The 24180-nt window shown below is 72.7% G+C and carries 21 protein-coding genes and 1 tRNA gene; 12 read left to right on the forward strand and 10 right to left on the reverse strand.

All coding sequences use genetic code 11. From position 1 onward, the window contains the following. Positions 1 to 66: 66 nt before the first annotated feature. The gene (locus ABGB05_RS33925; RefSeq protein WP_347658058.1) at positions 67 to 1305 is read left to right on the forward strand and encodes a family 16 glycosylhydrolase; all 1239 of its coding nucleotides are present in this window, start codon (positions 67 to 69) and stop codon (positions 1303 to 1305) included. Positions 1306 to 1411: 106 nt separating this feature from the next. Here the strand turns inward: ABGB05_RS33925 and ABGB05_RS33930 are convergent, their stop codons facing one another. Next, entirely contained in the window at positions 1412 to 2647 is a 1236-nt protein-coding gene (locus ABGB05_RS33930; RefSeq protein WP_347658059.1) for a helix-turn-helix transcriptional regulator, read from the reverse strand. A gap of 246 nt (positions 2648 to 2893) precedes the next feature. On the opposite strand from ABGB05_RS33930, the gene ABGB05_RS33935 reads away from it, so the two are divergent. Next, positions 2894 to 3379 (forward strand): peptidase inhibitor family I36 protein, encoded by a 486-nt coding sequence (locus ABGB05_RS33935; protein WP_347658060.1) that lies wholly within the window; start codon positions 2894 to 2896, stop codon positions 3377 to 3379. Positions 3380 to 3458: 79 nt separating this feature from the next. Here ABGB05_RS33935 and ABGB05_RS33940 read toward each other — a convergent pair whose 3' ends face one another. Then, on the reverse strand, positions 3459 to 3896 hold the full coding sequence (locus ABGB05_RS33940; RefSeq protein WP_347658061.1) for a hypothetical protein: 438 nt from the start codon (positions 3894 to 3896) through the stop codon (positions 3459 to 3461). A 43-nt stretch (positions 3897 to 3939) separates the two neighbouring features. After that, positions 3940 to 4899, reverse strand: a complete 960-nt coding sequence (locus ABGB05_RS33945) for a threonine/serine dehydratase (RefSeq protein WP_347658062.1) — start codon at positions 4897 to 4899, stop codon at positions 3940 to 3942. A gap of 119 nt (positions 4900 to 5018) precedes the next feature. On the opposite strand from ABGB05_RS33945, the gene ABGB05_RS33950 reads away from it, so the two are divergent. Both ABGB05_RS33950 and ABGB05_RS33955 read left to right on the forward strand, forming a co-directional pair. Next, positions 5019 to 5876 (forward strand): DUF4352 domain-containing protein, encoded by an 858-nt coding sequence (locus ABGB05_RS33950; RefSeq protein WP_347658063.1) that lies wholly within the window; start codon positions 5019 to 5021, stop codon positions 5874 to 5876. Positions 5877 to 5980: 104 nt separating this feature from the next. Then, positions 5981 to 6331, forward strand: a complete 351-nt coding sequence (locus ABGB05_RS33955) for an STAS domain-containing protein (RefSeq protein ID WP_347658064.1) — start codon at positions 5981 to 5983, stop codon at positions 6329 to 6331. An 81-nt stretch (positions 6332 to 6412) separates the two neighbouring features. Here the strand turns inward: ABGB05_RS33955 and ABGB05_RS33960 are convergent, their stop codons facing one another. Both ABGB05_RS33960 and ABGB05_RS33965 read right to left on the reverse strand, forming a co-directional pair. Next, complete coding sequence (locus ABGB05_RS33960; RefSeq protein ID WP_347658079.1) at positions 6413 to 7246, reverse strand: peptidase; 834 nt, start codon at positions 7244 to 7246, stop codon at positions 6413 to 6415. Positions 7247 to 7272: 26 nt separating this feature from the next. After that, a complete protein-coding gene (locus ABGB05_RS33965) occupies positions 7273 to 8568 on the reverse strand; it encodes a VWA domain-containing protein (RefSeq protein ID WP_347658066.1) in 1296 nt (431 codons plus the stop codon). Between the two features lie 179 nt (positions 8569 to 8747). Here ABGB05_RS33965 and mscL point away from each other — a divergent pair, with 179 nt between their 5' ends. Both mscL and ABGB05_RS33975 read left to right on the forward strand, forming a co-directional pair. Continuing rightward, positions 8748 to 9242 (forward strand): large conductance mechanosensitive channel protein MscL, encoded by a 495-nt coding sequence (mscL, locus tag ABGB05_RS33970; protein ID WP_347658067.1) that lies wholly within the window; start codon positions 8748 to 8750, stop codon positions 9240 to 9242. A 104-nt stretch (positions 9243 to 9346) separates the two neighbouring features. Next, positions 9347 to 9589, forward strand: a complete 243-nt coding sequence (locus ABGB05_RS33975) for a hypothetical protein (RefSeq protein WP_347658068.1) — start codon at positions 9347 to 9349, stop codon at positions 9587 to 9589. 49 nt (positions 9590 to 9638) lie between these two features. On the opposite strand, the gene ABGB05_RS33980 is transcribed toward ABGB05_RS33975, so the two are convergent. After that, on the reverse strand, positions 9639 to 10850 hold the full coding sequence (locus ABGB05_RS33980) for a LuxR C-terminal-related transcriptional regulator (RefSeq protein ID WP_347658069.1): 1212 nt from the start codon (positions 10848 to 10850) through the stop codon (positions 9639 to 9641). 62 nt (positions 10851 to 10912) lie between these two features. On the opposite strand from ABGB05_RS33980, the gene ABGB05_RS33985 reads away from it, so the two are divergent. From ABGB05_RS33985 to ABGB05_RS34005, 5 genes are all read left to right on the forward strand, one after another. Next, the gene (locus ABGB05_RS33985) at positions 10913 to 11683 is read left to right on the forward strand and encodes a protein phosphatase 2C domain-containing protein (protein WP_347658070.1); all 771 of its coding nucleotides are present in this window, start codon (positions 10913 to 10915) and stop codon (positions 11681 to 11683) included. A gap of 138 nt (positions 11684 to 11821) precedes the next feature. Next, a complete protein-coding gene (locus tag ABGB05_RS33990; protein WP_347658071.1) occupies positions 11822 to 13228 on the forward strand; it encodes a hypothetical protein in 1407 nt (468 codons plus the stop codon). Continuing rightward, positions 13221 to 14609: a PQQ-binding-like beta-propeller repeat protein gene (locus tag ABGB05_RS33995; protein WP_347658072.1), complete on the forward strand. Its 1389-nt coding sequence runs from the start codon at positions 13221 to 13223 to the stop codon at positions 14607 to 14609. The genes ABGB05_RS33990 and ABGB05_RS33995 overlap by 8 nt, the downstream gene beginning before the upstream one ends. 59 nt (positions 14610 to 14668) lie before the next feature. After that, positions 14669 to 15667: a xanthine dehydrogenase family protein subunit M gene (locus ABGB05_RS34000; RefSeq protein WP_347658073.1), complete on the forward strand. Its 999-nt coding sequence runs from the start codon at positions 14669 to 14671 to the stop codon at positions 15665 to 15667. Continuing rightward, the gene (locus tag ABGB05_RS34005; protein WP_347658074.1) at positions 15664 to 17769 is read left to right on the forward strand and encodes a xanthine dehydrogenase family protein molybdopterin-binding subunit; all 2106 of its coding nucleotides are present in this window, start codon (positions 15664 to 15666) and stop codon (positions 17767 to 17769) included. The genes ABGB05_RS34000 and ABGB05_RS34005 overlap by 4 nt, the downstream gene beginning before the upstream one ends. 45 nt (positions 17770 to 17814) lie before the next feature. On the opposite strand, the gene ABGB05_RS34010 is transcribed toward ABGB05_RS34005, so the two are convergent. Continuing rightward, entirely contained in the window at positions 17815 to 18483 is a 669-nt protein-coding gene (locus tag ABGB05_RS34010) for a hemerythrin domain-containing protein (RefSeq protein ID WP_347658076.1), read from the reverse strand. Between the two features lie 203 nt (positions 18484 to 18686). Further along, entirely contained in the window at positions 18687 to 22037 is a 3351-nt protein-coding gene (locus ABGB05_RS34015) for a BTAD domain-containing putative transcriptional regulator (RefSeq protein ID WP_347658077.1), read from the reverse strand. A 283-nt stretch (positions 22038 to 22320) separates the two neighbouring features. Here ABGB05_RS34015 and ABGB05_RS34020 point away from each other — a divergent pair, with 283 nt between their 5' ends. Beyond that, positions 22321 to 23667 carry a hypothetical protein gene (locus ABGB05_RS34020; protein WP_347658078.1) on the forward strand — a complete coding sequence of 449 codons (1347 nt, stop codon included), beginning with the start codon at positions 22321 to 22323 and terminating at the stop codon, positions 23665 to 23667. Between the two features lie 183 nt (positions 23668 to 23850). Here the strand turns inward: ABGB05_RS34020 and ABGB05_RS34025 are convergent. Both ABGB05_RS34025 and ABGB05_RS34030 read right to left on the reverse strand, forming a co-directional pair. Then, positions 23851 to 23923 (reverse strand) — tRNA-Lys (locus ABGB05_RS34025). Between the two features lie 121 nt (positions 23924 to 24044). Continuing rightward, positions 24045 to 24180: sigma-70 family RNA polymerase sigma factor (locus tag ABGB05_RS34030; protein ID WP_347658080.1), on the reverse strand; the 136-nt coding region annotated here is incomplete at its 5' end.

Here is a 24180-nt window from a genome sequence, read left to right on the forward strand (position 1 = left end):
AACTCCAAACAAGACTTTCAGTTAAGAACCTTGCCAGAAACTATCAGCTGATATAGAACCATCTACATGCGTACGCGACGAACCCCCCTCATCCTCGCGCTACTCGGCGTCGGCCTCGCCGGCGCGCTCGCGGCCACCACCCCGGCCACCCCCGCCAGCGCCGAACCCGGTGCCCTCGTCTGGAGCGACGAGTTCAACGCCCCGGCGGGCACCGCACCGGACGGCAACAAGTGGAGACACGACACCGGAGGCGGCGGCTGGGGCAACAACGAGCGGCAGTACTACACCAACAGCACCAGCAACGCCGCCCACGACGGCAATGGCAACCTGGTGATCACCGCCCGCCGGGACAACCCCGGCAACTACCAGTGTCACTACGGCCGCTGCGAGTACACCTCGGCGCGGCTGCTCACCGCCAACACCTTCACCCGGACGTACGGCCGGTTCGAGGCCCGGATCAAGGTCCCGCGCGGCCAGGGCATCTGGCCGGCGTTCTGGATGCTCGGCGGCATGCCGTGGCCGGACATGGGCGAGATCGACATCATGGAGAACATCGGTCGTGAACCCGGCAACCTCTACGGCACCCTGCACGGGCCCGGCTACTCCGGCGGCAACGCGATCAGTTCCCGCTACACGCTCCCCGGCGGCCAGGCGTTCGCCGACGCCTTCCACACCTTCGCCGTCGACTGGGCCCCCGACTCGATCACCTGGTACGTCGACGGCATCCAGTACGCCCGCAAGACCCCGGCCGACCTGAACGGCAACCGCTGGGTCTTCGACCACCCGTTCTTCATGATCATGAACGTCGCGGTCGGCGGCAACTGGCCCGGCTACCCCGACGCCACCACCACGTTCCCGCAGCAGATGCTGATCGACTACGTCCGGGTCTGGGCGTGGAACACCGGCGGTGGCGGCAACCCCGGCCCCACCGGCTCGATCATCGGGCTCGGCAACCGCTGCATCGACATCCCCGGCGCCAACCCGGCCGACGGCACGCAACTGCAGATCTGGGACTGCAACGGCACCGCCGCCCAGCAGTGGACGTTCGCCGCCGACGGCACCGTCCGGGCGATGGGCAAGTGCATGGACGTGGCGAACGCCTCGACCGCGAACGGCGCCAACATCCAGATCGTCGGCTGCAACGGCAACGCGGCCCAGCAGTTTGTCCTCAGCGCCGCCGGTGACCTGGTGAACCCCCGGGCCAACAAGTGCGTCGACGTACGCGACCACAACAGCGCGAACGGCGGCAAGCTGCAGCTCTGGGAGTGCACCGGCGCCAGCAACCAGAAGTGGCGGCGCGGCTGACCGTCGGCCCCGATCCGGCTCGCCCGAGCCGAAGGATCACCCCCGGTGGTCCCGCACCGGCTCAGCACCGGTGCGGGACCACCCGTCCGGGTCGTACCCCGTCCGGTCATCCTCCGTTCGGGTAGCGACACGCGGAGGCCGCCGCCTCGGCCTGCTGCCCCGGGTCCAGCGTCACCGGCACCGCCCGGCCCGGAGCCGCCGGCCGCACCTGCCGGGCCCGGACCAGACCGGTCGGGCTGTCCCCGCCCAGACAGGCGGCGGCGACCACAACCACCGGCTCGCCCGCCTGCGGCGTGGCCGCAGTAGCCAGCCGGGCCCGCGCCCCGACCGCCGGATCGGGTACGTCAACCAGCGCCACCTGCCGCCACGTCCGCCGACCCGGTGTCGTCGCGGCACCCGTCGAGGTGGTGAAGCCGACCACGTGCAGGTCCCGGCCCGTGGCCTGCAGCGTCACGCTCGCGGAGTCGTCGGAGTTGTCGGCGACGACGGAGAGGGCGAGATCGCTCGGGACCGGACGTCCGTGGGGACAGTCCGAGGCGCGCAGACCCCGTGGCGGGTTGCCGTGGATGACGGCCGAGGAGACCACTCCGCCACCGGCCAACTTGAACCAGCGCACGTCGGGTGTGCCGCCGGTGTTGTCGTACACCTTCTCGCCCACGCAGTAGCCGGTGAAGCCGACGGTGCAGTGCGGCGGGATGGTACGCAGCACCGGCTCGTCCCGGGTGGCGCCGCCCCGTACGTGCGCGCCACCGCCGTAGGTGACCCCGCTGAAAACGGCCTCGGCCGGCGCCCCCGGACAACCCGGCGCCCCGGCGGGAGACCGTGCCGGGTTGTCGCCCGACCGGGACAGCCCGGTCACCGCCACGATCCCGACGGCGACGGTCGCCGCCGCCACGCAGACCAGTACGGCCCACCGCCGCGACATCAGACCGGTAGCTGACCCCGCGCCGACCGGCGGTTCCGCCCGGTCCGCCACGCCAACCGGCGGCTCCGCCCGGTCCGCCGCCCCCGGCCCGGCGTCGGCTGGCGGTTCGGCCCGGTCGTCCGTCGGGTGCAGCCCGGTGTCACCCGTCTGCTGCTGCGCCGCCGCGGCCTCGTGCCAGCGTCGACGCCACCCGATCGGATCACCACCACAGGCGCCGACGTACGCGAGCAGCACCTCCAGGGTCGGCAGGCGCATACCGCCGGCCGCCTCGGACAGCGTCGACGCGCTGTAACCGGCGGACCGGGCCAGCGCCCGGTAGGTCGGATTGCCCGCCTCGGCACGGAGTTTCCGCAGGTCGTACGCGAGGGCCTGCACCGGGCCGGCGGTCGGATCGACGGGTCGCTCGGAACGAGCCACGTGATCACTCTCCCCAGGAGTTTCCGGGCACCTCACACCCATCGTCACCGAGGTCGCCGGCCCGAACCAGCGGGCTGTCGGATTCTCGCCCCTGGGCGCCCTTGTCCGGAATTGATTGATCAGGGCTGTCGGGCGTTCCGGTCAACCGGTGCGGCGGATAGCAAGGAAGGCGAGGCGCCGCCGGTGCCGACGGAAAGCCGCCATCGGCTCCGCCGGTGGACGTCGTACCGACGAGAGGAGAAGAAGATGAGGACACGAACGATCACCGCGACCGGTGCGCTGCTCGGGGCGCTGGGCCTGGTCGGCGCGCTCGGCTCGCCGGCCTCCGCCGCGCCGGCCCGCGACTGCGTGGTGGACCTGGATTCCAGGACCGTGACCTGCGCGGCAACCGAGGAGCAGGCACTGCGGGCGGCCGGCGTCGCCGCCTCCGTGGTCATCGCCCGGACGTACGACGGCACCAACTACTCCGGTGCGGTGCATACCTGGGTCCAGGCCCGGGCCTGCACACCGTCGTACGACAACGAGTGGCAGTGGGGGGACCTGCGCAGCACCAGCGGCGGCAACTGGAACAACCGGATCAGCTCGGTGCGGACGTACCAGCGGTGTGACGTGAGGTTCTACGACGGGATCAACTTCACCGGTGCGGCGTCGACCTGGATCGACGCGTCGGCGAACCTGGCCGCGGTCGGCGCCGGCTGGAGCAACCGCGCCGGCTCGATCAAGTTCTCCTGATCGCCCCTCAGCGGATACGGACACGGTCCTCGCAACTCCCAGGAGGTCTGGGTGTTGCGAGGACCGCTGGATGCCAAGCTCAACAGGGGCCGTCGGTGACCGAGGTGCTCGGAAAGACGGGATCCTGCGAGCCGAGGTTCCCGTCGACCGTGACGGCCAGGCAGACCGGGTGCTCGCCGTCGGAGTTGGTGAACTCGAAGAGGTCACCCCGGGCGTCCTCACCGGCGGACTCTATCCGCAGCTCGGAGGTGATGTCCCGGGCGAACTTCCCGGTACCGCTGGCGGGGTTGGCCCTGGTCGCCGCCTCCCGGACGTCGGAGGCGTCCACGGTCAGCCCGTCGACGGCGGTACGCCGCAACTCGTCCGCGGTCGCGTCGACCGCTCCCCGGACATCCGGCCCGTCCGGTCCGCTGTTGGCGTAGAGGACCAGTCCGACGACCACCGTCAGCACCACGAGGGCCACGATGACCAGCGGGTGGACCCGTTTCCGGCCGGTTCCCGGCGGCTGGCTGCTCACGTTCTCCTCCACATCGTCGCGGTACGTCCGGCCGCGTACGCCGTCATCCGTCAGTGTCGGGGCGGGTCGCCGCCGCCGCGAGCACCGCCGGGTCGACGTTGCCGCCGGAGACGACCGCCACCGTACGACCGGCGGGCAACTCGGCGGCGTGGAACATCCGGGCCGCGCTGGCCACCGCGCCGCTCGGCTCGACGACCAGCCGGGTCTGCTGGACCAGCCGGGCGGTGGCCGCGGCGATCTCGTCCTCGGTGACCGTGACGATGCCGTCCAGTCGCACCCGCAGGTGGGCAAGAGTCAACGCGGAGAGGTTGGTCCGCAGCCCGTCCGCACTGGTCCGGTAGGTCCGGGCCGGTTCCCAGACGCGTAGTTCACCGGCGGTCAGTGACTCCCGGGCGTCGGCCGCGAGTTCCGGCTCGACCCCGATCACGGTCGCCGCCGGCCGGAGGGCCTTGACCGCGGTGGCCACACCGGAGGCGAGACCGCCGCCGCCGACCGGGACCAGCACCACGTCGACCTCGGGCAGGTCCTCGACGATCTCGAGTCCGATGGTGCCCTGGCCGGCGATGATCCGCCGGTCGTCGAAGGGCGGGATCAGCGTGCTGCCCCGTTCCGCGGCGACCTGCTCGGCGACGGTGAGCCGGTCGGCCGGCGGCACCAGGTGCACCTCGGCGCCGAGGGCGCGTACCTGGTCGACCTTGACCGTCGGCGCGCCCTGCGGGATCACCACCGTGCACGGCACGCCGTGCACGCGGGCGGCGTACGCCAGGGCCTGTCCGTGGTTTCCGGAGGAGTGGGTGACGACTCCCCGGGCGCGCCGCTCGGGTTCGAGCCGGGCCACCGCGTGGGTCGCGCCCCGCACCTTGAACGAGCCGACCGGCTGCAGGCTCTCCGGCTTGACCCAGAGCTGGTCGTCCCAGCGGCAGGACAGCAGCGGGGTACGTACCGCGACACCGCGCAGGTCCTTCGCCGCGAGCCGGACGTCGTCGAGGGTTACGAGATCCACCCCGCCATCCTGCCACTGCCGGCGGCGCGGGCCGGCACCCGAGAATGCCGATCCGTACTGGGACTAATCAGGCTAAAGCCTAGTATTTGTCCGAACGCTGCCGACCCGACGGGGGTGCGATGACCAGGGCCGACCAGCCCGGCGACGATCCGCACCAGCCGGGTACCCGATCGTGGGAGTGGGCGATCGACCCGGCGCCCCCGGAGGGGCCGGACCAGGAACCGGTGCCCGACCCGACCGCGGGCCGCTCGGTGGACGCCCCGGACTGGTCCACCCCGGAGACTGCGGCCAGCACCCCGCCACTGCACGGATATCCGCACGTGGTCTCCTGGTCGCCGCACGCGGCGGCGCAGGCCCATTCGTCGGCGCCGGGACGGCCCCCGGGTGCAGATCCGGAACCGGAGAGCGGAAGCCCGTCGGGTCCGGTGCCCCAGTTCGCCCGACCGGCCGACCGGCGGTGGTGGTTCGTCCTGGGCATCGTGGCCGCGCTGCTCTCCTGCTGCTGTGTGGCCGCTGCGGTGATCACGCTGGCCTGGGGACCGGAACTGTACGGCGGCCTGCGCGGGCGGGACCGGCAACTGGTCGGCCTCGACCAGCCCGCCCGGGACGGCGACCTCGAATTCCGGGTACGCCAGATCCGGTGCGGTCTCGCCGAGGTCGGCGACCCGCTCATCCGGGACCTCGCGGCGGGCCAGTTCTGCGTGGTCGGGCTGGTGATCCGCAACCTCGGCGCCGGGCCGGTGCTCTTCGACGACAGCCTGCAGATCGCGTACGGGCCGGCAGGGCAGCGGTTCGGCGTCGACCGTCGGGCGGGGCTGCTGGCCAACGCCGACCAGCCGACCTTCCTCGGCGCGCTCAACCCCGGCAACCGGGCGACCGGGGCGGTCGTCTACGACATCCCGGCCGACTCCCGGATCGTCCGGCTGCGGCTCCGACACTCGGCGTCCTCACCGGGCGTCTACGTCCGGACCGCATGACGGCGGTCACGGTAACCTCATCCCGGTCGCTGGCTCCCGTCGCCCACGGTGCGTACCGGCCCGATCGTGGAGTACGGTTCGACCGATATCCCAGGAGGTCGCGAATGTCCCTGACGGTGCACACCGAAGAACGCGCCGACGTTGTTGTCGTCTCGGTCGCGGGCGAGCTCGACATGGCCACCGCGCCGGGGCTGCAGGACCAGGTCACGGATCTGCTCGAGAAGGGCCACATCCGGCTGGTGTTCGACCTGGCCGACCTGACCTTCTGCGACTCGACCGGGCTCTCCGTCTTCGTCCGTGCCCGGAACAACGCCGACGAGGCCGGCGGTGTGGTGCGGTTGGCCGGTCCGCGTCGGGGCGTCCTGCGGATCCTCGAGGTGAGCGGCCTGGTGGAGGTGCTGCACACCTATCCGTCGGTCGACGAGGCGGTGGCCGGCGGCGCCACCACGGCCTGACCGGAGGCGCCGTCGACGCGCCGGCTGCCGAGCCGGCCCGACCGTCCGCCGGGCGGCGGATCAGCCGGGCCGGCCCGACCATCAGCGCGGGGTGAGGCGACGCGGTCGCCGGGTCAGGGCGAAGCCGACAACACCCGCGACCGCAGCCAGGATGCCACCGACCGAGGTCCAGATCCACCGGCTGGAGAACCCGTCGAACCAGCCGTCGAACCAACCATCGAACCAGCCCTCGTCCTCGCCGGCGGCCAGTCCGGGCTGGCCGGACGCGCCGGGGCTCGGGGTGGCACCCGGCGCGGCGGCCGCACCGGTCAGCACCGAACCGGGTTCGACCGCCGGTACGAGCGGCGCCTTCAGCTTGCCGTCCTCGAGCGCGGTCCCGCCGTCGTCCACGGTGCTGACCAGCATTTCCACCTGCACCGGGAGTCCGAGATCCTGCTCGGGCAGTTCGGTGGTGGAGAGCCGTACGTAATAAGTCCCGGGCAGCGGGTCACCGGACCACGGTTCGGCCCACGGCCGGACGGTCCGCAGCGTGCAGCCGAGCGCCACCCGCGGGTCGTCCTTGCCGACGCTCGGGGTCTGCGCTCCGGCGGTGCACGCCTGGCGGCGGCGGAGCCCGTCGAAGACGTCGACGGTCCAGGTGGCGGCGCCGTGCCGGGCGCCCGCCGAGGGCAGCGTCACGGTGATCGTGATGCTGTTGGTCTCGCCGGCTGACGCCGGGAAGGACCAGTACAGGTAGTCGCCGGTCGAGGCGGCCACCTTGACCGGCTGGCCGGCGGAGATCCCGGTCGCGGTCAGGAACGAGGTGCCGGCCTTGGTCACCGTCACCGCGCCGGGGGACGGGGTGGGTGAGGTCGGGGCGGCGGCAGCCGGCACGGCCGGCAGCAGCAGACCGGCGGTGACCGCCAGGAACGGCAGCGCGGCGCGGCGCAGGGTGGTCGGCTTCACGAGTTCTCCCTCCAGGTGGCGACCCACCAGCGGGTCAGCCAGCCGGCCAGCAGCCCGGTGATCAGCCCGGCCACGGTCAGTACGCCGAGCAGCAGCCAGCCCTTGCCCAGTCCCGGGCTGTTCGGGGCGGGCGACCGCTCCACCACGTCGATGGTCAGCTCGACCGGCATTCCGGGGGTCTGGGCGTCGACCGGACCGGAGGCGGAGAACGAGTTGCTCACCACCAGGCAGACGGTGGGGGTGGGCGGCGGTTCCTCGTCGTCGGTCGTCTCCTCGTCGACCTGCTCCTCCGGGTCGGTCGCCGACCAGCGCAGCCCGGCCGACAGCACGTCGGTACGGCCGCTGCCGGCGTCCGTACCCCGGACGAGTTCCCGCCCGTCGGTGGCGGTGGCCCGCAGCAGTACGCCGTAGTCCCGGTTCAGCGGGCGGTCGAGGCCGACGCTGACCGAGGCCCGCAGTTCCTGGTCGGGCCGGACCGCGATCCGGTACCAGCGGTGTTCGGAGAACCGCTCCCGGTCGGTGTAGACGCCGGGGGTGAGCAGCGGCGCCTTGGCGCACTCCCCACCACCGGCGACGATCGCCGGGGTCCGGGTGTAGGTGTCCTTGGCCCGGTCGACCAGTTGCTTGATCCGGTCGGTGAGCTGCTCCACGCTCTGCGCGGCGGTGTACGAGCCACCGGTGGCGGCGGCGATGCAGACGAGCTGCTTGCGGACCTTCTCGTCGGGGGCCAGGCCGAGCGTGTCGACCACCAGGTGGGTGCCCTGGGCGGCCAGTTCCCGGGCCACCTCGCAGGGGTCGGGCGGCGCACAGGTGTCCTCACCGTCGGTGATCAGGACGATCCGGCGGGTGGTGCCACCCGTACCGAGGTCCTGGGCCGCGCCGCGCAGGGCGAGCCCGACCGGGGTGAACCCGGTCGGCCGGAGCCCGGCGATCGCGCCCTTGGCCTGCTCCCGGTCGACCGGGCCGACCGGGACGATCTGCTGGGTGTCCTGGCAGCCCTTCTCCTTGTCGTCGCCCGGGTAGGTGGCGCCCAGCACCCGGATGCCGAGGTGGGTCTCGTCCGGCAGTGCGTCCACGACCTCGCGGAACGCCTGCTGGGCAACGGAGATCCGGCTACGGCCGTTGATGTCGTTCGCCCGCATCGAACCGCTCACGTCGAGCACAAGCTCCACTTTGGGTGGTTCGGCGCCGAGTTCGCCGGGCTCGCCGGCGATCGCCGGTGGAGTGCCCGGCAACACAAGGGCGGCCATCAGTCCTAACAGGACTCCGATGGACCGACGCAGTATGATCATGGCCGAGCATCCTAGTAATGCGGAGATCCTCCCTGTCTCGGCGGTCTACGCCATTCCATCCGCATTCTTTCCCCCACGCGGCGTCGACCGCCGCCCGCGCGTGATCAGGTACGGCGCCCGGGGCATAGGTTGGCGGTCGGCAACAGAACCGGAAAACGACACCCCTCACGGAGGCGCGGATGCTCAAGGGTTTCAGGGATTTCATCATGCGCGGCAACGTCGTCGACCTCGCGGTCGGCGTGGTGATCGGCGCGGCCTTCACCGGCCTGGTCACCGCCTTCACCACCTCGTTCCTCAAACCGCTGATCAGCCTGATCGGCGGCGGCACCGAGGTCAAGGCGGGCACCTGGAAGCTGCCCAACGACGTTCTCGTCGACTGGGCCGGCTTTGTCAACGCGGTCATCACCTTCCTCATGACCGCGGCCGTCCTCTACTTCCTCGTCGTCTACCCGATGAACAAGCTCGCCGAGCGGCGCAAGCGCGGCGAGGTGCCGCCGCCGGCCGCACCGAGCGAGGAGATCAAGCTGCTCACCGAGATCCGCGACGCACTGGTCGCCGCCGGCCGGGCGTCGGGCCAGCAGGCCGGACAGCACCCCGGCGCGGTCCCGGGCCAGCCGGGTCGGTACGACGACCCGTACGGCCAGGGCCACCCGCCGGCACCCCGCCGCCCCTGACCCACACCGCCGTGGACGGGCCGACCGCACGGCGGCCGGCCCGCCGGGAACGGATTTCCCCGACCCGGAGATCCTCTCGAACAAACGTTCGATAAGCTCCGGACGTGGAGCAGCGAAAACACTGGTGGAACGGCAAGTGGGGACGCCTGGCCCGACGCGATGTCTACCTTCGTGCCGACGCCGACCAGTGGCACGTGGAGCAGCGCGCGGGCGGCGCCGAGGGGATCTCCCGGTTCTACGAGTTCGACAGCGAGGACGCGGCGTACGAGACGATCCGCGCCCTGCTCGCCGGCCCGGACACCTGGCGGGAACTCTCTCCCCGACCACCCGGCGCCGGATGGCGGTGAACCGCCCCAGGGGTGCCGGTGGCGGGCACCCGACGTGCCAGGACCCCGATCAGCCCTGCCGCGCCGGGTCGGCCGCGCGCTGCCGGACCGCCCACAGCGCGGCCTCGGTCCGGGACGCGGAGCCGGTCTTGCGCAGCAGGTTCGACACGTGCACCGTGACGGTCCGGACCGAGATCCCGAGCGACCGGGCCACCTGCTTGTTGGACATCCCGGCGGCCAGACAGGCGAGCACCTCGACCTCCCGGCCGGTCAGCTCGACGTCCCGGCCGGTCGGTTCCGGCCGGCCGCCGACCGGCGCCGCCGGCCGCACCTCCGCCGGCCGTGACTCCCGGCCAAGCTCCGCGACACCCCGACCGCCCTCGGTGGCCAGCAGCTCGATCAGCCGGTACGGGTTGCCGCCGGTACGTCGCCACACCGCCCGCACCACCTCCTCCGGCACCTCGACCGGACCCGGATAGACCTGGCCGAGCACCTGCGCGACGTCGTCGACGGTCAACGGGGCGAGGTGCTGGCGTACCGCACCGGGCGCGCCGGCCAGCCGGGCCAGGGTCGCCTCGACGATCGGTGGGGAGACCGCCGTCTCCGCCGGTCGGCTCGCCACCACCAGCAGGGCCGGCAGGTCGGAGGCGGTGGCCAGTTCACCGATCAGGTTCAGGCTGGCCGGATCGAGCGCGTGCAGGTCCTCCACCACCAGCACCGCCGGGCCGGCGCCGACCAGTGCCCGTACGGTGCGGACGGCGAGCCGCAGCAGCGCGTCCGGGGCGTACCGCTCCGCGGGGGTGTTCGGGTGCTGGGCCAGCCAGGCCAGCGCGTCGGCGGGCAACGGCAGGTCCCGGGTGTCCCGACCGCTCAGTACGGCGGCGAGCCAGTCGTACGGTGCCGGGCTGTGCAGCCGGGCGGCACCGGTGAGAATCGTCGCCGGCCGGGGGGTCAGCCCGTCCAGCGCGGCGGCGATCAGCAGGCTCTTGCCGACCCCGGCGTCGCCGGTGACCACCACCGTGCCGGTCGCCCGGGCACGACCGGCGCCGGCCCGGGCACGCGGCGACCGGGCCTGGCCGGCGACCAGCGACCGGCGCTGACCGCTGACGAGTGTGCGGGGCTGACCGCTGACGAGCGTGCGGGGCTGACCGGCGACCAGCGGGCGGGACTGGCCGGCGGCGGACCGGGCGGTGGGCGTGCGCGACTGACCGGCAACGGCGGCCCAGGCCAGGGCGAACTCGGCCAGTTCGCCGGCGCGTCCCACCATCGACACCGGCATCATGGCGTCCACCCTACGCAGTACTGCGTAGAGACATCGGCGCGGTCGAGGGGCAAGCTCGGGGGATGAGCTTCATCCTGCGCAGCCTGGCCGTCAGCGACCCTGGTCTGGTCCGGGCCAACAACGAGGACGTGGCCTTCGCCGGCAGCCGGTTGGTCGCCGTCGCGGACGGCATGGGCGGTGCCCCCGCCGGCGAGGTAGCCAGCGAGATCGTCATCACCGCGCTGGCGCCGATCGAGCAGGCCGTCGACGAGCGGGAGCCGGTGGCCGCGCTGGCCGGCGCGGTCCGGACCGCCAACCAGCGGATCAGCGCGGTGATCGACGCCGATCCCGCGACCCGGGGCATGGGCAGCACCGTCACCGCGATGCTGCTGCACGGCGGGCAACTCGCCGTGGCGCACATCGGCGACTCCCGCGGCTATCTGCTCCGCGACGGCGTCCTGCGGCAGTTGACCCGGGACGACAGCTTCGTCCAGGTGCTCGTCGACCGGGGCGGACTGACCCCGGAGGAGGCGCGGAACCACCCGCAGCGTTCCCTGGTGACCCGGGTGGTGCAGGGCGAGCCGCTCGACCCGGCCACCGTCGTACTGGACGTGGTGGCGGGCGACCGGCTGCTGCTCTGCAGTGACGGGCTCTCCGACGTCGTCACCGACGACCTCATCACGCTGGTGCTGGTCGGCTACCCGGACCGGGAGCAGTGCGCGGCCCACCTGGTGAAGCTGGCCCACCAGGCGGGCGCACCGGACAACGTCACCCTGGTGGTCGCGGACGTCGTCCCGGTCGCCGAGGAGTCCGCCGCGACCGAACCCTCCGCGAACGCCGCCGCTGCGGGCTGACCCGCGGCCGGTCGTCGTCAATCCGCCCCCGGACCGACGGGACCCCGGTAGCCGGGTTGATGGCGAATAATGGCCCGACCCGGGGTACGAGCGGCTCGGTGTGGAATGACGACCACTCCGGACGGACGTGGAGGTCGGATGGACGACAACAGAATCGTCGTGATCGACCTCGGCACCGACCGGTACGAGCCCCCGTCCGCACCGCCGGCCGGCTGGCCCCGCCGGTCGACGGTACGCCGGCTCCGGCCGGTGGTGGCAGCAGCGGCGGCGGCCCTGGCGTTCGGGGTCGGCGGCGCGGCGGCCCCGCCCGCGCCCCCGCTGCGGGCGATCCTCAGCCTGCCGCTCGCGTCGGAACCGAACGGCGGTTTTTACCTGCTCGGCGACGTGCTGGTCGTCGCGGAGCGGGTCGAGTCCGTCGCCGAGCCGCAGGTTCGGCTGACCGGCTACGAACTGACCCGGGGCCGACAGCTCTGGAGCATCGGTCGGCCGGTGGCGATCACGGAGTTCAGATTCACCCCGGCGGAGAACCGGTTGCTCCTCTCCGAGGGCGGCCGGAGAGGTGGCCCGATCCACACCCGGGCCCTGGACCCGCGAACCGGCGAACTCCGCTGGTCGTATCCGTCGAAGCTGGAGGTCATGCCCGGGGAGCGGCAGACCGCACTGATCTTTGAGGAGATCTTTCCCGCCGGCTCACTGGTCGATCCGCAAGCGCGGCCGACCGACAGCACGACCTGGTACCACTCGAACGCCGGCGGCATCTACCGGGAACCACCCCTCGGGGTTGTCCTGCACGGCATCAACCTCGACACCGGAGAGCCGCGCTGGACCTCCCCTCGGATGACCCGGGCGGTCACGCTGGCCGGAACCGCCGATCGGCCCGCCGCGGTGCTGACCGTGCCGTCCGAGGGCGGAATCGAGGTCCGGGACCCGCACACCGGTGCGGTCCGACACCGCCTGGACGGGTTCGACGGCGAACTGGTCGCCGCACACCCGATCGGTGACGTGGTGGTACTGGTCTGGGCCGAGCCCGCCGGGGCGGCCGGATACTCGTCCGATCGGTGGCAGCTGCGGTGGAGTCGATCGCAGGCCGGGCCGGACTTCTACGTCGAACCGTGTGGTCCGATGCTGTGCAGGCCAGGATTCACCAGCGTTGAGGTGCTGGACCCGGCGACCGGTGAACAGCGGTGGCAGCTCCCCGAACGGGCGCGGTTCCTGCCGGGCGGGCCGTTCCTGGTCCAACGCGACGACAACGAGCACCTACTGCGGTCGCTCGACCCGCGGACCGGCCGTACCGTGGCCCAGCTGACCGGTTGGCAGGTTCTCGATCTCAATCAGTGGCTCGACGCGCTCGGCCGCGGCACCGCACCACTGCTGCTGAGTCCGACGCCGGGCCGGGACGAGACCCGGGTGGGCGTTTTCGGCCGCAACGGCACCGCGATACCGCTCGCCGCGGTACCGCACAGCCTCCCCCACTGCGAGACGACGGCCGCGGTTGTCGCCTGTCGGACCCGGGACCACCAACTTCGGGTCTGGCGCGTTGGCTAGCCGAGAGGGTTACGACGACGACCCGGTCGCGGTGATCGACCTCGGCACCGACCGGTACGACCCGGCCGTGGACGCCGTGGCCCGGCCCCCGCTGTCGGCGGCGCACCGGCTGCGGATCGCCGTGCTGGCCCTGGTCGGTGCGCTGGTGCTCGCCACCGGTGGCGCCGCCCCGCCGGCACCGTCACCGCTGCGCGACGGGTACGCCCTGCCGTTGACCTCCGACGGCCAGTTCCTGCTGACCTCGGACCGGCTGTACGTGGCCAACCAGCCCGCGGACGGGGAGGCCGCGGTCACCGCGTACGACCTGACCGGGCGACCGGTCTGGAGCGTGCCGCAGCCGGCCGACGGCGAGCATGTCGGGCTTTCCGCGGCACCCGGGCTGCTGCTGTTCATGAGCAACAACCCGGGCCAGGGGCTGGTCCGGACCACGGCGCTGGATGCCGCGACGGGTCGTCCGCTCTGGTCCTTCCCGGACTGGTTGACGCCGCTCTCCGACACCGGTGCGGCGCTGGTCACCGAGGACGTCTTCCCGCCGGACTCCCGGGTCGAGCCGGGCGACCAGGTGCCGCCGGGAGCCATGTTGCAGGTCGGCCCGGACGGGTCCGCCTACCTGGCGACCTCGCGGGAAGTGACGGCCCGGGTGATCGACCTGGCCACCGGGACGGCGCTCTGGAGGACGTCACAGGTCACCGCCGCCGCCGCGCTGCCGGCCGGCGGTGGTCGTGGGCCCGTGGTGCTGGTCGGGCTGCCCGACGGCGGGGTGGAGCTGCGTGACCTGCGGACCGGGTCGGTCCGGTGGTCACTCGACCGGTCCGGCGCCCCGGTCCGGTACGCGGCACAGGTCGGTGATGTCCTCCTGCTCGTTTGGGACGGGCCGGACGCCGGGGCGGCCGGCTACTCGGCGGACCTCGGGCGGCGGCTGTGGGAGCAGACAACTCCCGAGCTGGACCGCCGCCACTTCGGGGTCTGCGCGCCGATGATCTGCCTGAGCGACCCGGGCACCGGGGTCGAGGTACGGGATCCGGCCACCGGGGCGGTCGCCTGGCGGGCGGCCAGGGTGGGACACCTGCAGCCGAGCGCTTCGGGACTGATCGTGTACGACGAGCGGCCCCGCCGGGTGGTCGACCCGGCCACTGGTCGGACGGTGGTCGAGCTGACGGGGTGGCGGGAGGCCGAGGGTTTTCCGCCGGAGTCGGCGCCGCTGCTGCTGCGCCGCCCGACCGACACGCACCAGACCTGGTTGGGGTTGCTCGCCCGGGAGGCGACGGCGGTCCGGACCCTGGACGTGGTCCCGTACGTCCTCTCGTCCTGCCAGCTGGTGCCGGGGGTGCTCGCCTGTCACGCCGACAACCGCGAGCTGCGGCTCTGGCGTTACGAGTAGCCGGCCAGGCTCCGCAATTCCCAGTAATCTGGGCATATGTCCCAGATCGGTCTCCCGTCATGAGGGCGTTCCGGTACGAACGAGGGCTCGACACCGGCCAGGCGGTGGCGCTGGTCTCCGGCGAGCCGGAGGCGGCGTACCTCGGCGGCGGCACCAACCTCGTCGACCTGATGAAACTCGGGGTGGCCCGGCCCCGGCTGCTGGTCGACGTCACCCGGCTACCGCTCGGCTCGGTGGACCCGCTGCCGGACGGCGGCCTGCGGATCGGCGCGACGGTCCGCAACAGCGACCTGGCCGCGCACCCGACCGTCCGCCGGGACTTCCCGGTGCTGTCCCGCGCGCTGCTCGCCGGCGCCACCGGGCAGCTGCGCAACATGGCGACCATCGGCGGCAACCTGCTGCAACGGACCCGCTGCGTCTACTTCCAGGACGTCAGCCGGCCGTGCAACAAGCGCGAACCCGGGGCCGGCTGCTCGGCCATCGACGGGCAGAACCGCGACCTCGCCATCCTCGGCTGGTCGCCGCAGTGCGTCGCGACCCACCCGTCCGACCTGGCCGTCGCGCTCGCCGCGCTGGACGCGATAGTCGAGGTACGGGAACCGGCCGGCCCGCGGGAGATCCCGCTCACCGAACTCCACCGGCTCCCCGAGGACCGTCCGGACCAGGAGACGACCCTGGCCCGGGGCGGATTGATCACCGCGGTACGGGTCCCCGGGCTACCGTTCGCGCGCCGGTCGACGTACCGGAAGGCCCGGGACCGGGCGTCGTACGCGTTTGGCCTCGGCTCGGTCGCGGTCGCGCTCGACCTGGACGGTCCGCTGGTCCGGGACGTCCGGATCGCGTACGGCGCGGTCGCGCACCGGCCATGGCGGGCCCGGCTCGCCGAGGAGGCGCTGCGCGGCCGACCGGCCACCCCGGAGAACTTCCGGCTCGCCGCCGAGGAGGAGTTGGCGGCGGCCCGACCGATGTCACACAACGCGTTCAAGATCCCGTTGATCCGCAACCTGACCGTCCGGACCCTGACCGAGCTGGCCGAACCCCCCGAGGTAAACCGGTGAACACGGGAACGGTCGGGATCGGTCGGGGGCATCCCCGGCTGGAGGGGCCGGCGAAGGTGACCGGCACCGCCCGGTACGCGGCCGAGTACCCGGCCGACGGCGTGGCGTACGCCTGGGCGGTGCAGTCCAGCGTCGCCAAGGGCCGGATCGTCCGGATCGACCCGACCGCGACCCTCGCCGAGCCGGGGGTGCTGGACGTGCTGACGTACGAGAACGCGCCCCGGCTGCACTCGACGGAGAGCGCCGAGCTCTTCCTGCTGCAGGCGCCGCAGGTGCACTACCGGGGCGAGTTCGTGGCGCTGGTGTTGGCCGAGTCCCTGGAGGCGGCCCGGGAGGGGGCGCTGCTGCTGCGGGTCGACTACGACACCGAGCCGCACAGCAGTCTGCTGACCGAGCACCATCCGGGTCTGTACCGGCCGGAGAAGGTGAACCCGTCGTACCCGACCGACACCGCGCTCGGCGACTTCGAGGCCGGCTACGCGGCGGCCGAGGTCCAACTGGACCAGACGTACCGGACGCCGGCGTACCACAACAATCCGATGGAGCCGCACTCGGCGACCGCCCGGTGGCTGGACGGGCGGCTGCTGGTGCACGACTCCAGCCAGGGCTCGACCCTGGTCCGGGACACCCTGGGCCGGCTGTTCAACCTGCCCGCCGAGACGGTACGGGTGATCTCCGCACATGTCGGTGGCGGTTTCGGCAGCAAGGGTTCGCCGCGCTGCACCCCGGTGCTGGCCGCGATGGCCGCCCGGCACCTGGGCCGGCCGGTCCGGCTGGCCCTGACCCGGCAGCAGGTCTTCGGGCCGATCGGTTACCGCACCCCGACGATCCAGCGGCTCCGGCTCGGCTCCGACGCCGACGGGCGGCTGGCGGCGATCTGCCACGACGCGATCAGCCAGACCTCCACCGGTGTCGAGTTCGCCGAGCAGACCGCGGTGCTGACCCGCAGCCTGTACGCCGCACCGCACCGCCGGACCACCCACCGGTTGACCCGGCTCGACGTACCGACGCCGTCCTGGATGCGGGCGCCCGGCGAGTGTCCGGGCTCGTTCGCGCTGGAGTGTGCGATGGACGAGCTGGCGGTGGCCTGTGGGATGGATCCGGTCGAGCTGCGGATCCGCAACGACACCGACGTCGACCCGGAGGAGGGGCTGCCGTTCACCAGCCGGAACCTGGTCGCCTGCCTGCGGGAGGGCGCCCGGCGGTTCGGCTGGGCGGACCGGGATCCGACGCCGGGGGTCCGCCGGCACGGTCGGTGCCTGGTCGGTACCGGGGTGGCGTCGGCGATCTACCCGGCCCGGACGGCCGGTGCGCACGCCCGCGCCCGGGTCGAGCCGGACGGGTCGTACCAGGTCTCGATCAACGCCACCGACATCGGGACCGGCGCCCGGACCGCGCTGTGGCTGGTCGCCGCCGAGGCGCTGGCGGTGCCCGGCGACCGGGTGACGGTCGAGGTCGGCGACAGCGACCTGCCGCCGGCCTTTGTCGCCGGCGGCTCGTTCGGGACCGCCGGCTGGGGCTGGGCGGTGGACAAGGCCTGCCGGGAGCTACGCCGACAGCTCGCCGAACGGCACGGCGGCACCGTGCCGGCCGCCGGGTTGACGGTCCAGGTCGACACCATGACCGACGTGGCGGAACAGCCCCGGTACGCCCGGTACGCCTTCGGCGCGCACTTCGTCGAGGTCCGGGTCGACGTCGACAGTGGCGAGATCCGGGTGCCCCGGATGCTGGGGATCTTCGCCACCGGGCGGGTGGTGAACCCGGCCACCGCCCGGTCCCAGTTGATCGGCGGGATGACCATGGGACTGTCCATGGCGCTGCACGAGGAGGGCGCGCTCGACCACCGCTTCGGCGACTGGGTGAACCGCGACCTGGCGACGTACCACATCGCCTCCTGTGCGGACGTGGAGCAGATCGACGCCGACTGGGTCGCCGACCCGGACGAGCGGGTCAACCCGCTCGGGATCAAGGGACTCGGCGAGATCGGAATCGTCGGCTCGGCGGCGGCGGTCGCGAACGCGGTCTACCACGCCACCGGGATCCGGGTGCGTGAGCTGCCGATCCAGCCCGACAAGCTGCTGGACCGGCTGCCGACGACGTGATTCCTTACGATGCCCGACCGACCACGGCCTCGAAAACCGGGCGGGTCAGCGGACGGGCGTGGAGAAACGGGGCGGGGTCGCGGTCCCGTGGACCCGCTTGGCGTGCTTGGCGTAGGCACGCCGACCGATGATCGGCATGAGCAGGCGGACCGGCAGCGGCGCCTCGGCGAGCACCTCCCTGATCACCTCGGGGTCCCCCTCGTACATCGTCATGCCGACGATCACCGGAAGGTGCTTCTTCGGGGTCGCGCGCATCCCGTGCTCGCCCATCTCCTTCCACTCGGCGGCGGTGACGTACTTCTCCGCCAGCGGCAGGATCTGGCTCTCCTCCGTCGCCATGTGCTCGATCAGCGCGACGCGCAGCCGTTCGAGGGCGGCAGCGAGTTCGGCACCGCCCTGCGCGGTGGACCGCCAGCCGGGAAGCAACCTCGACACCTCCGCGTTGGCCTCCTCGATGGCGTGGTGCTGCGCCTCCACGACCGGCACGACCGCCTCGGCCTCCGCGCCGCCCCGCGCGCTCAGCCGGGGCCAGAGCAGCAGGTCCTCCCCCTCGTGGTGCTGGTGCAGGACACCGCAGACCAGCTCGATGTGGGCGCCGACCAGCTCCGCCCGCCGGCTGTCGCCGACGACGACGTCCTCGACGAGCTTCGGCAGCAGGCTGAACTCCCGACGGAGGTTGGCGTGCGCCATGTACATGTCGCGTACGTCGGCCATGGGTTCGTTGTGGTTGGGGTTCACTGCGACCTTTCCGAGGGGCGCTACCTGTACTACCTGGTCCGGCGGCGACGGTCCGGCGCCGACACCGCCCGGGAAAGCCTGCCCGAGACCACTTGCAGCCGACTTGGAGATCACCAAACGCGCCCCCGGCGGTGGGCGCCGCCGGCGGGGCGACGGGGCGACGGGGCGGTGGACCGTGGTCAGGCGGCGAGCGCGGACTCCGCCTCCGCCAGCCAGTGCGGCGCGCCCCACCGGCGGGCCACCTCCGCCGCCAGGCGGAAATGCCACGCCGCCAACTCCGGGCGGCCCTGCAGCCGGAACAGCTCGCCGAGGGTCAACGCGACCGGGCGGGACACGAACGCGGTGCTGGAGAAACCGGCCAACTGGTCCCGGACCGGGACGAGTTCGTCGATGACGGGCTGGGCCAGGTCCCTGCGGCCCAGCGCCACCGCCACCATCGCCCGTACGGTGAGCAGCATCGACTGGGTGTAGTCGGGACGGCAGGGGTGCGCCCCGACCGGTACGGCCCGGGCCTCGTCGACCCTGCCGCTGCGCACGAGTGCCAGCGCCAGCAGGTCGTCGACGATCGGACCGAACCTCTCGCGCGCGACCCGGGTCGGCTCCAGATACTCCCCGAAGCGCCGCTGACTGATCAGCAGAGTCGCCGTGAAGTAGTAGCGGACCGGGTCGACGTGCAGCGAACCCTGCCGTCGCATCTGCTCGACGGTCTCGTCGTAGTGGCGCTGTGCCGTCCCGAAGTCGCCCGCGATGTGCGCGAGCGCACCCTGGGTGGCAAGTCCGACCGCCATCGCCTCGTTGAGCCGGTACCTGCTCACCGTCGCCGCCTGCCGGGCGATGCTCGCGTGCAGTTCCTCCGGCTGGTTGAGCGCGGCGGCACTCTGGCTGAGCGCCTGTTCGGCCAGCCAGTGGTAGGTCACCAGCCCGTGCCGGGTGGCGAGGTCGTGGAGTTCCCACGCCAGTTCCCGCCGCTGCCGCGCCTGCCGATCGAACCGCAGCGTACGCAGCCGGGCGGCGAGCCCGAGCGCCCGCAGCTCGGGATCGTCGAACCTGCGGGAGAGGCGCAGCGCCGCTGCCCCGGCCGCCGGGCCACGTGGGTCGGACTCACCGTCGAGCTCGCTGGTCAGCGCCTCCAGCAGCCGACACCGGTCGACGGGGTCCAGGTCGTCCCTGGCCAGCAGCCGGGTGAGCAGGTCGACGACCCGGTGGTCCACGACGCCGAACTCCCGGATCAGCCACGGGGTGGCGACCTTCCACGCGGTGAACGCCGAGACGAGCAGTTCGTCGCGGCCCGAGGTTGCGGCGACGTCGACCGCCCGGGCGCGGGTCCGGCGGGCGGCGGCGACGGCACCGGCCCGCGCCTGGGCCCGGAGCAGCCGGCCCAGCAGGTCGACCAGCAGCTCCTCTCGGTCCCCGGTGACCGCCTCGGCGCTGGTCACGGCGTTGCTCAGCAGTTCGACCGCGGCGTCGTACGCGTACCGCCGCTCGGCCAGTTCGGCGGCGCGGACCGCGTACTCGACGGCGAGCCGCGCGGTCTGTGACGACGCGGCGCGGGCGTAGTGGTGGGCCAGGGCGGGATAGTCGTCGGGTCGCAGCCGCCGGGTGCAGGCGGCGACCCGGGCGTGCATCCGGGCCCGGCGCAGCTGGGAGATGTCGGTGTAGACGGTGTCGTGGAGCAGCCCGTGCACGAACCGCACCCGCCCCGACGCCGGTTCGGTGAGCAGCCCGGAGACCAGCCCGGCTTCCAGCCCGTCGAGCACAGTCTCCTCGTCGACGTCGGCGGCCTCGACCAGTGTCTCCACATCCGCCTCCCGTCCGACGACGGCGGCGAGGCGCAGCACCCCGACCGCCTGCTGCGGCAGCCGGGCGAGGCGTCGGCGTAGCACGTCCCGTACCCCCTCCGGCACTTCGGACCGGGCGACGAGTTCCCCCTCGGAGGCGAGCAGCCGGGCTGCCTCCCGGACGTAGAACGGGTTTCCGCCGGTGCGTTCGGTCAACGCGGCGACGGTCTCCGGGTCGACGGTCGTCCGGGTGAACGACCCGATGAGCCGCTCCACGTCGGCCGCTCCGAGTCCGGCCAGCGAGATCCGCTGCGGGGACCGGCGGGCCAACGTGGCCAGGTGTTCGGCGAGCCGCTCGCGGTTGTCGGTGGGCCGCAGCGCCACGACGAAGAGCAGGGCCACGTCGGTCAGCTCGGTGACGCTGGTCAGCAGCAGCAGTGTCTCGGTGTCGGCGGCGTGCAGGTCGTCGAGGAGGACGGCGACCGGCCGGTGGCTTGCGGCGGCGGCCAACCAGTCGCCGACGGCGCGGTGCAACCGGAACCGGCCGGCCGCGACGTCCCCGCCGAGGTCGCGGCCGGTGTCGTCGAGCAGCGGGGCGAGCGCCGGGGCGAGGTCCCCGGGTGGTGCCTCCGTGGCGAGTTGCCGCAGCGCCTCGACCCACGCCCAGGCCGGCGGCGCGCCCTCGACCTCCGGGCAGCGGCCGACGGCGACCAGCCAGCGTTGGGCGAGGAGGTCCTGCCGGAACCGGGTGAGCAGGCTGGTCTTGCCGGCGCCGGCCTCGCCGGTGAGCAGCACGATCCGGGGTCCGCCGGCAACGGCCCCGGCCGCGGCGGCCCCGAGGACCGCCAGCTCCGCCTCCCGGCCGACGAACAACTCGTCCGGCGCGGTCGCGGTCGGCCGCTCTCCGTCCGCGCGTACCGGTGGCTCTCCACCCGCCGGCGGCCCGGTTGTCCCCGCCGGTGGCGTCGCCGTCGTCGTGACCGGCGGTGGTAGCAGGTCGAGGCGCTGGCCCAGGATCGCGGCCTCCAGTTCGGCCAGCGCCGGTCCCGGGTCGAGACCCAGCTCCTCGGCCAGGGTGGCGCGGGCCCGGCGCAGCGCGGCGAGTGCCTCACCCTGGCGACCGGTACGCCACAACGCCAGCGCCAGCAGCCGCCAGCCCTCCTCCCGCAGCGGCGCCTGCCGGGTCAGCGCCTCCGCCTCCGGAACCGCCTCGGCGGCACTTCCGGTACGCAGGGTCACGTCGAGCAGCAACTCCCGGGCGACGAGGCGCAGTTCCGCCAGCCGCGTCACCTCCGGCTGCGCCCACGGTTCCCCGGCGAACTCGGCGTACGGGGTGCCACGCCACAGGTCGAGCCCGGCGGTCAGCAGCCGGTCGGCGCGTACCGGGTCGGTCCCACTGACCGCCCGGGACTCGGTGAGCAGCTTCTCGAACCGCCAGGCGTCGACCGCCTCGGCGGGCACCCGGAGCGCGTAGCCGGGCGGGGTGGTCACCAGCAGCCGGGCCGGAGCCCGACGCTCGCGGTCCGGCTCCAGCAGCCGACGTAGATTCGAGACGTACGCCTGCAGTGAGGCGATGGCCCGGGGCGGCGCCTCGCCCCGCCACAGGTCGTGGATCATCCGGTCGACGGAGACGACCTCGCCACGGGCGGACAGCAGCAGGGCGAGCACGGCACGTTGGCGGGGGCCACCAAGGTCGACCGGCTCGCCCGTGTCGAGTTCGAGCTCGAACGGTCCGAGCACCCGCAGCAGCATGACCTGGACAATGGTAGCCGTACCGGCTGCTTCCGGGACCATACGCGGCTGGACGGTGCCAGCTTTCGCGGGCCTCACGCCCAGTCTTCGACGCGCCGCACCTCGGCGGCATTCGATACGGTGCGCCCGTTCTTCCACCACTCGGCACACTTCGAAACTTGTCACGTGTGTAGGTCTCACGACACCGTGCGGTGGCTTCAGCGGTCAGGATGGTCGCACCCGTCCCGGCGTGGCCGTGGGCTGGGCGACATCCGCGCACCGGAAGAGGTTGATGGTCATGCCGATGGCAGCGCGACGCGTCCGGACACCCGCCACGATCACGGCTGGAATCCTGCTGTTGGCGGCCACCACGTCAACCGCGGTAGCGGGTGCCGACGTCGCACGGGCCACGGGAGTCGCCGCGGTCGACGACCGAGGAGTCGCCGCGGTCGACGACCGAGGAGTCGCCGCGGTCGACGACCGAGGAGTCGCCGTGGTCGGCCCGGCCGCCGGGCGGTGGCACCTCGACGACTACGGCAGCCCGGTGACCGAGGCGACCTACCTCAAGCCCGTCGGGGCGGTGTCGGTGCAACAGAGCATCGACGGCGAACAGCGACCGTGGATGTTCACCATCATCGCCGGTCAACTCTACGCGGCCTGGTCCGACCAGGATGGGCCGCAGTGGCTGCCTCTCGGGGCACCGCCGAAGAGCGAGATCTTCGCCCCGGTCGGGGTGGTGACTGTGCAGGACAACCTCTACGCGCCACAGCGGCCGTACGTTTTTGTCCAGACCCTCGACGGTCACCTCTGGCTCAACTGGTTCAACGGGGTCGACTGGCCCTGGCTTGACCTGGGCACTCCGCCGCCCACGAAGGTCGCCGACGGAATCGGGGTGGTCTCCGTACGCAACGGTTTCGGTCTGCCGCAGCGGCCGTACGTCTTCGTGCTCGGCGTCGACGGTCACCTCTGGCTCAACTGGTGGAACGGCGGCGGTTGGCAGTGGGACGATCAGGGCACGCCGACCGACGGGACGTTACTGCCTTACGGCGCCCGAGTCGGTGTGGTCAACCTGCGCCTGACGCCGGAGGGCGCCGACTGGCCGCAGGCGTTCCTGCTGGACAACCAGCGCCAGGTGTGGCGCAACGGCTGGGACGGCGGCCGCTGGACGTGGACCAACCACGGCACGCCGCACGGCATGAGCATGCCGGATTCCCGCGGGCTCGGCGCGTTGGCCGTACGAGACACATCCGAGGGGGCCGCCTGGCCGCACGCCTTCGTGAGCGCGTACGGCTCCGTCTACGAGCTCTCTGGAGCCGGCGGCGACTGGCGGTGGGTGTACCACTCCGACCCGGTCCAGTTCGAATTCCTCAACCCCGTCGGGGCGGTCACCGTGCAGGACAAACCGAGCGTCGGCGACCGGCCCTACCTGTTCGTCGTCGACCGCTACGGCGGCCCGGTCTGGTCCAACTGGTGGGCCGGTCGCAGTTGGGAATGGGTGGAGCAGGCCGGCACCGACGCCGAGATGCTCGGCTACCAGGACTCCGGATCGGCCGTGACGATTCAGGACACCCCGGAGAGCCCACAGCGGCCGTACGTCTTCTACTGGTCATCAAGCTGGCCGAGGAAGTTGATGGTCAATTGGTGGGGCTGATCCGGTCCACCGACGCCGGGCAGGGGTGGCGTGGCGCACCGCCGGATTCGGGGGCAGGGCCACGCGCTTCTGTTCGATGATCCGCCCGCCGCGTAGCGGCGTTGGCTGTACGGGTGGCTGTACCAGCCAACACGACGAAGACCCAGGCCCCGGCGCCATGCCGGTGACCTGGGCCTTCCGCGGTGGGCCGCCTGGGACTCGAACCCAGAACCCGCTGATTAAAAGTCAGCTGCTCTGCCGATTGAGCTAACAGCCCGCCAGCCCGTACAGAGTACCGGACTCCGGACCTACGACACGGCCGTCATTACCCGGGGGTCCGGCGCGCGGCGGCGCACCCCCGGCGCCGGCTCAGCCCACGGGGTCGATGGCCCGCCAGCTCAGTACGTGTCGGCGAGTTGGTTGCGGAGTTTGCTGAGGGCGCGGGCGAGGAGGCGGCTGATGTGCATCTGGGAGACGCCGATCTGTTCGGCGATCTGGGACTGGGTGAGGTTGCCGTAGAAGCGGAGGGTGAGG

This window comes from Plantactinospora sp. B5E13 (assembly GCF_039871775.1).
GTDB lineage: Bacteria > Actinomycetota > Actinomycetes > Mycobacteriales > Micromonosporaceae > Plantactinospora.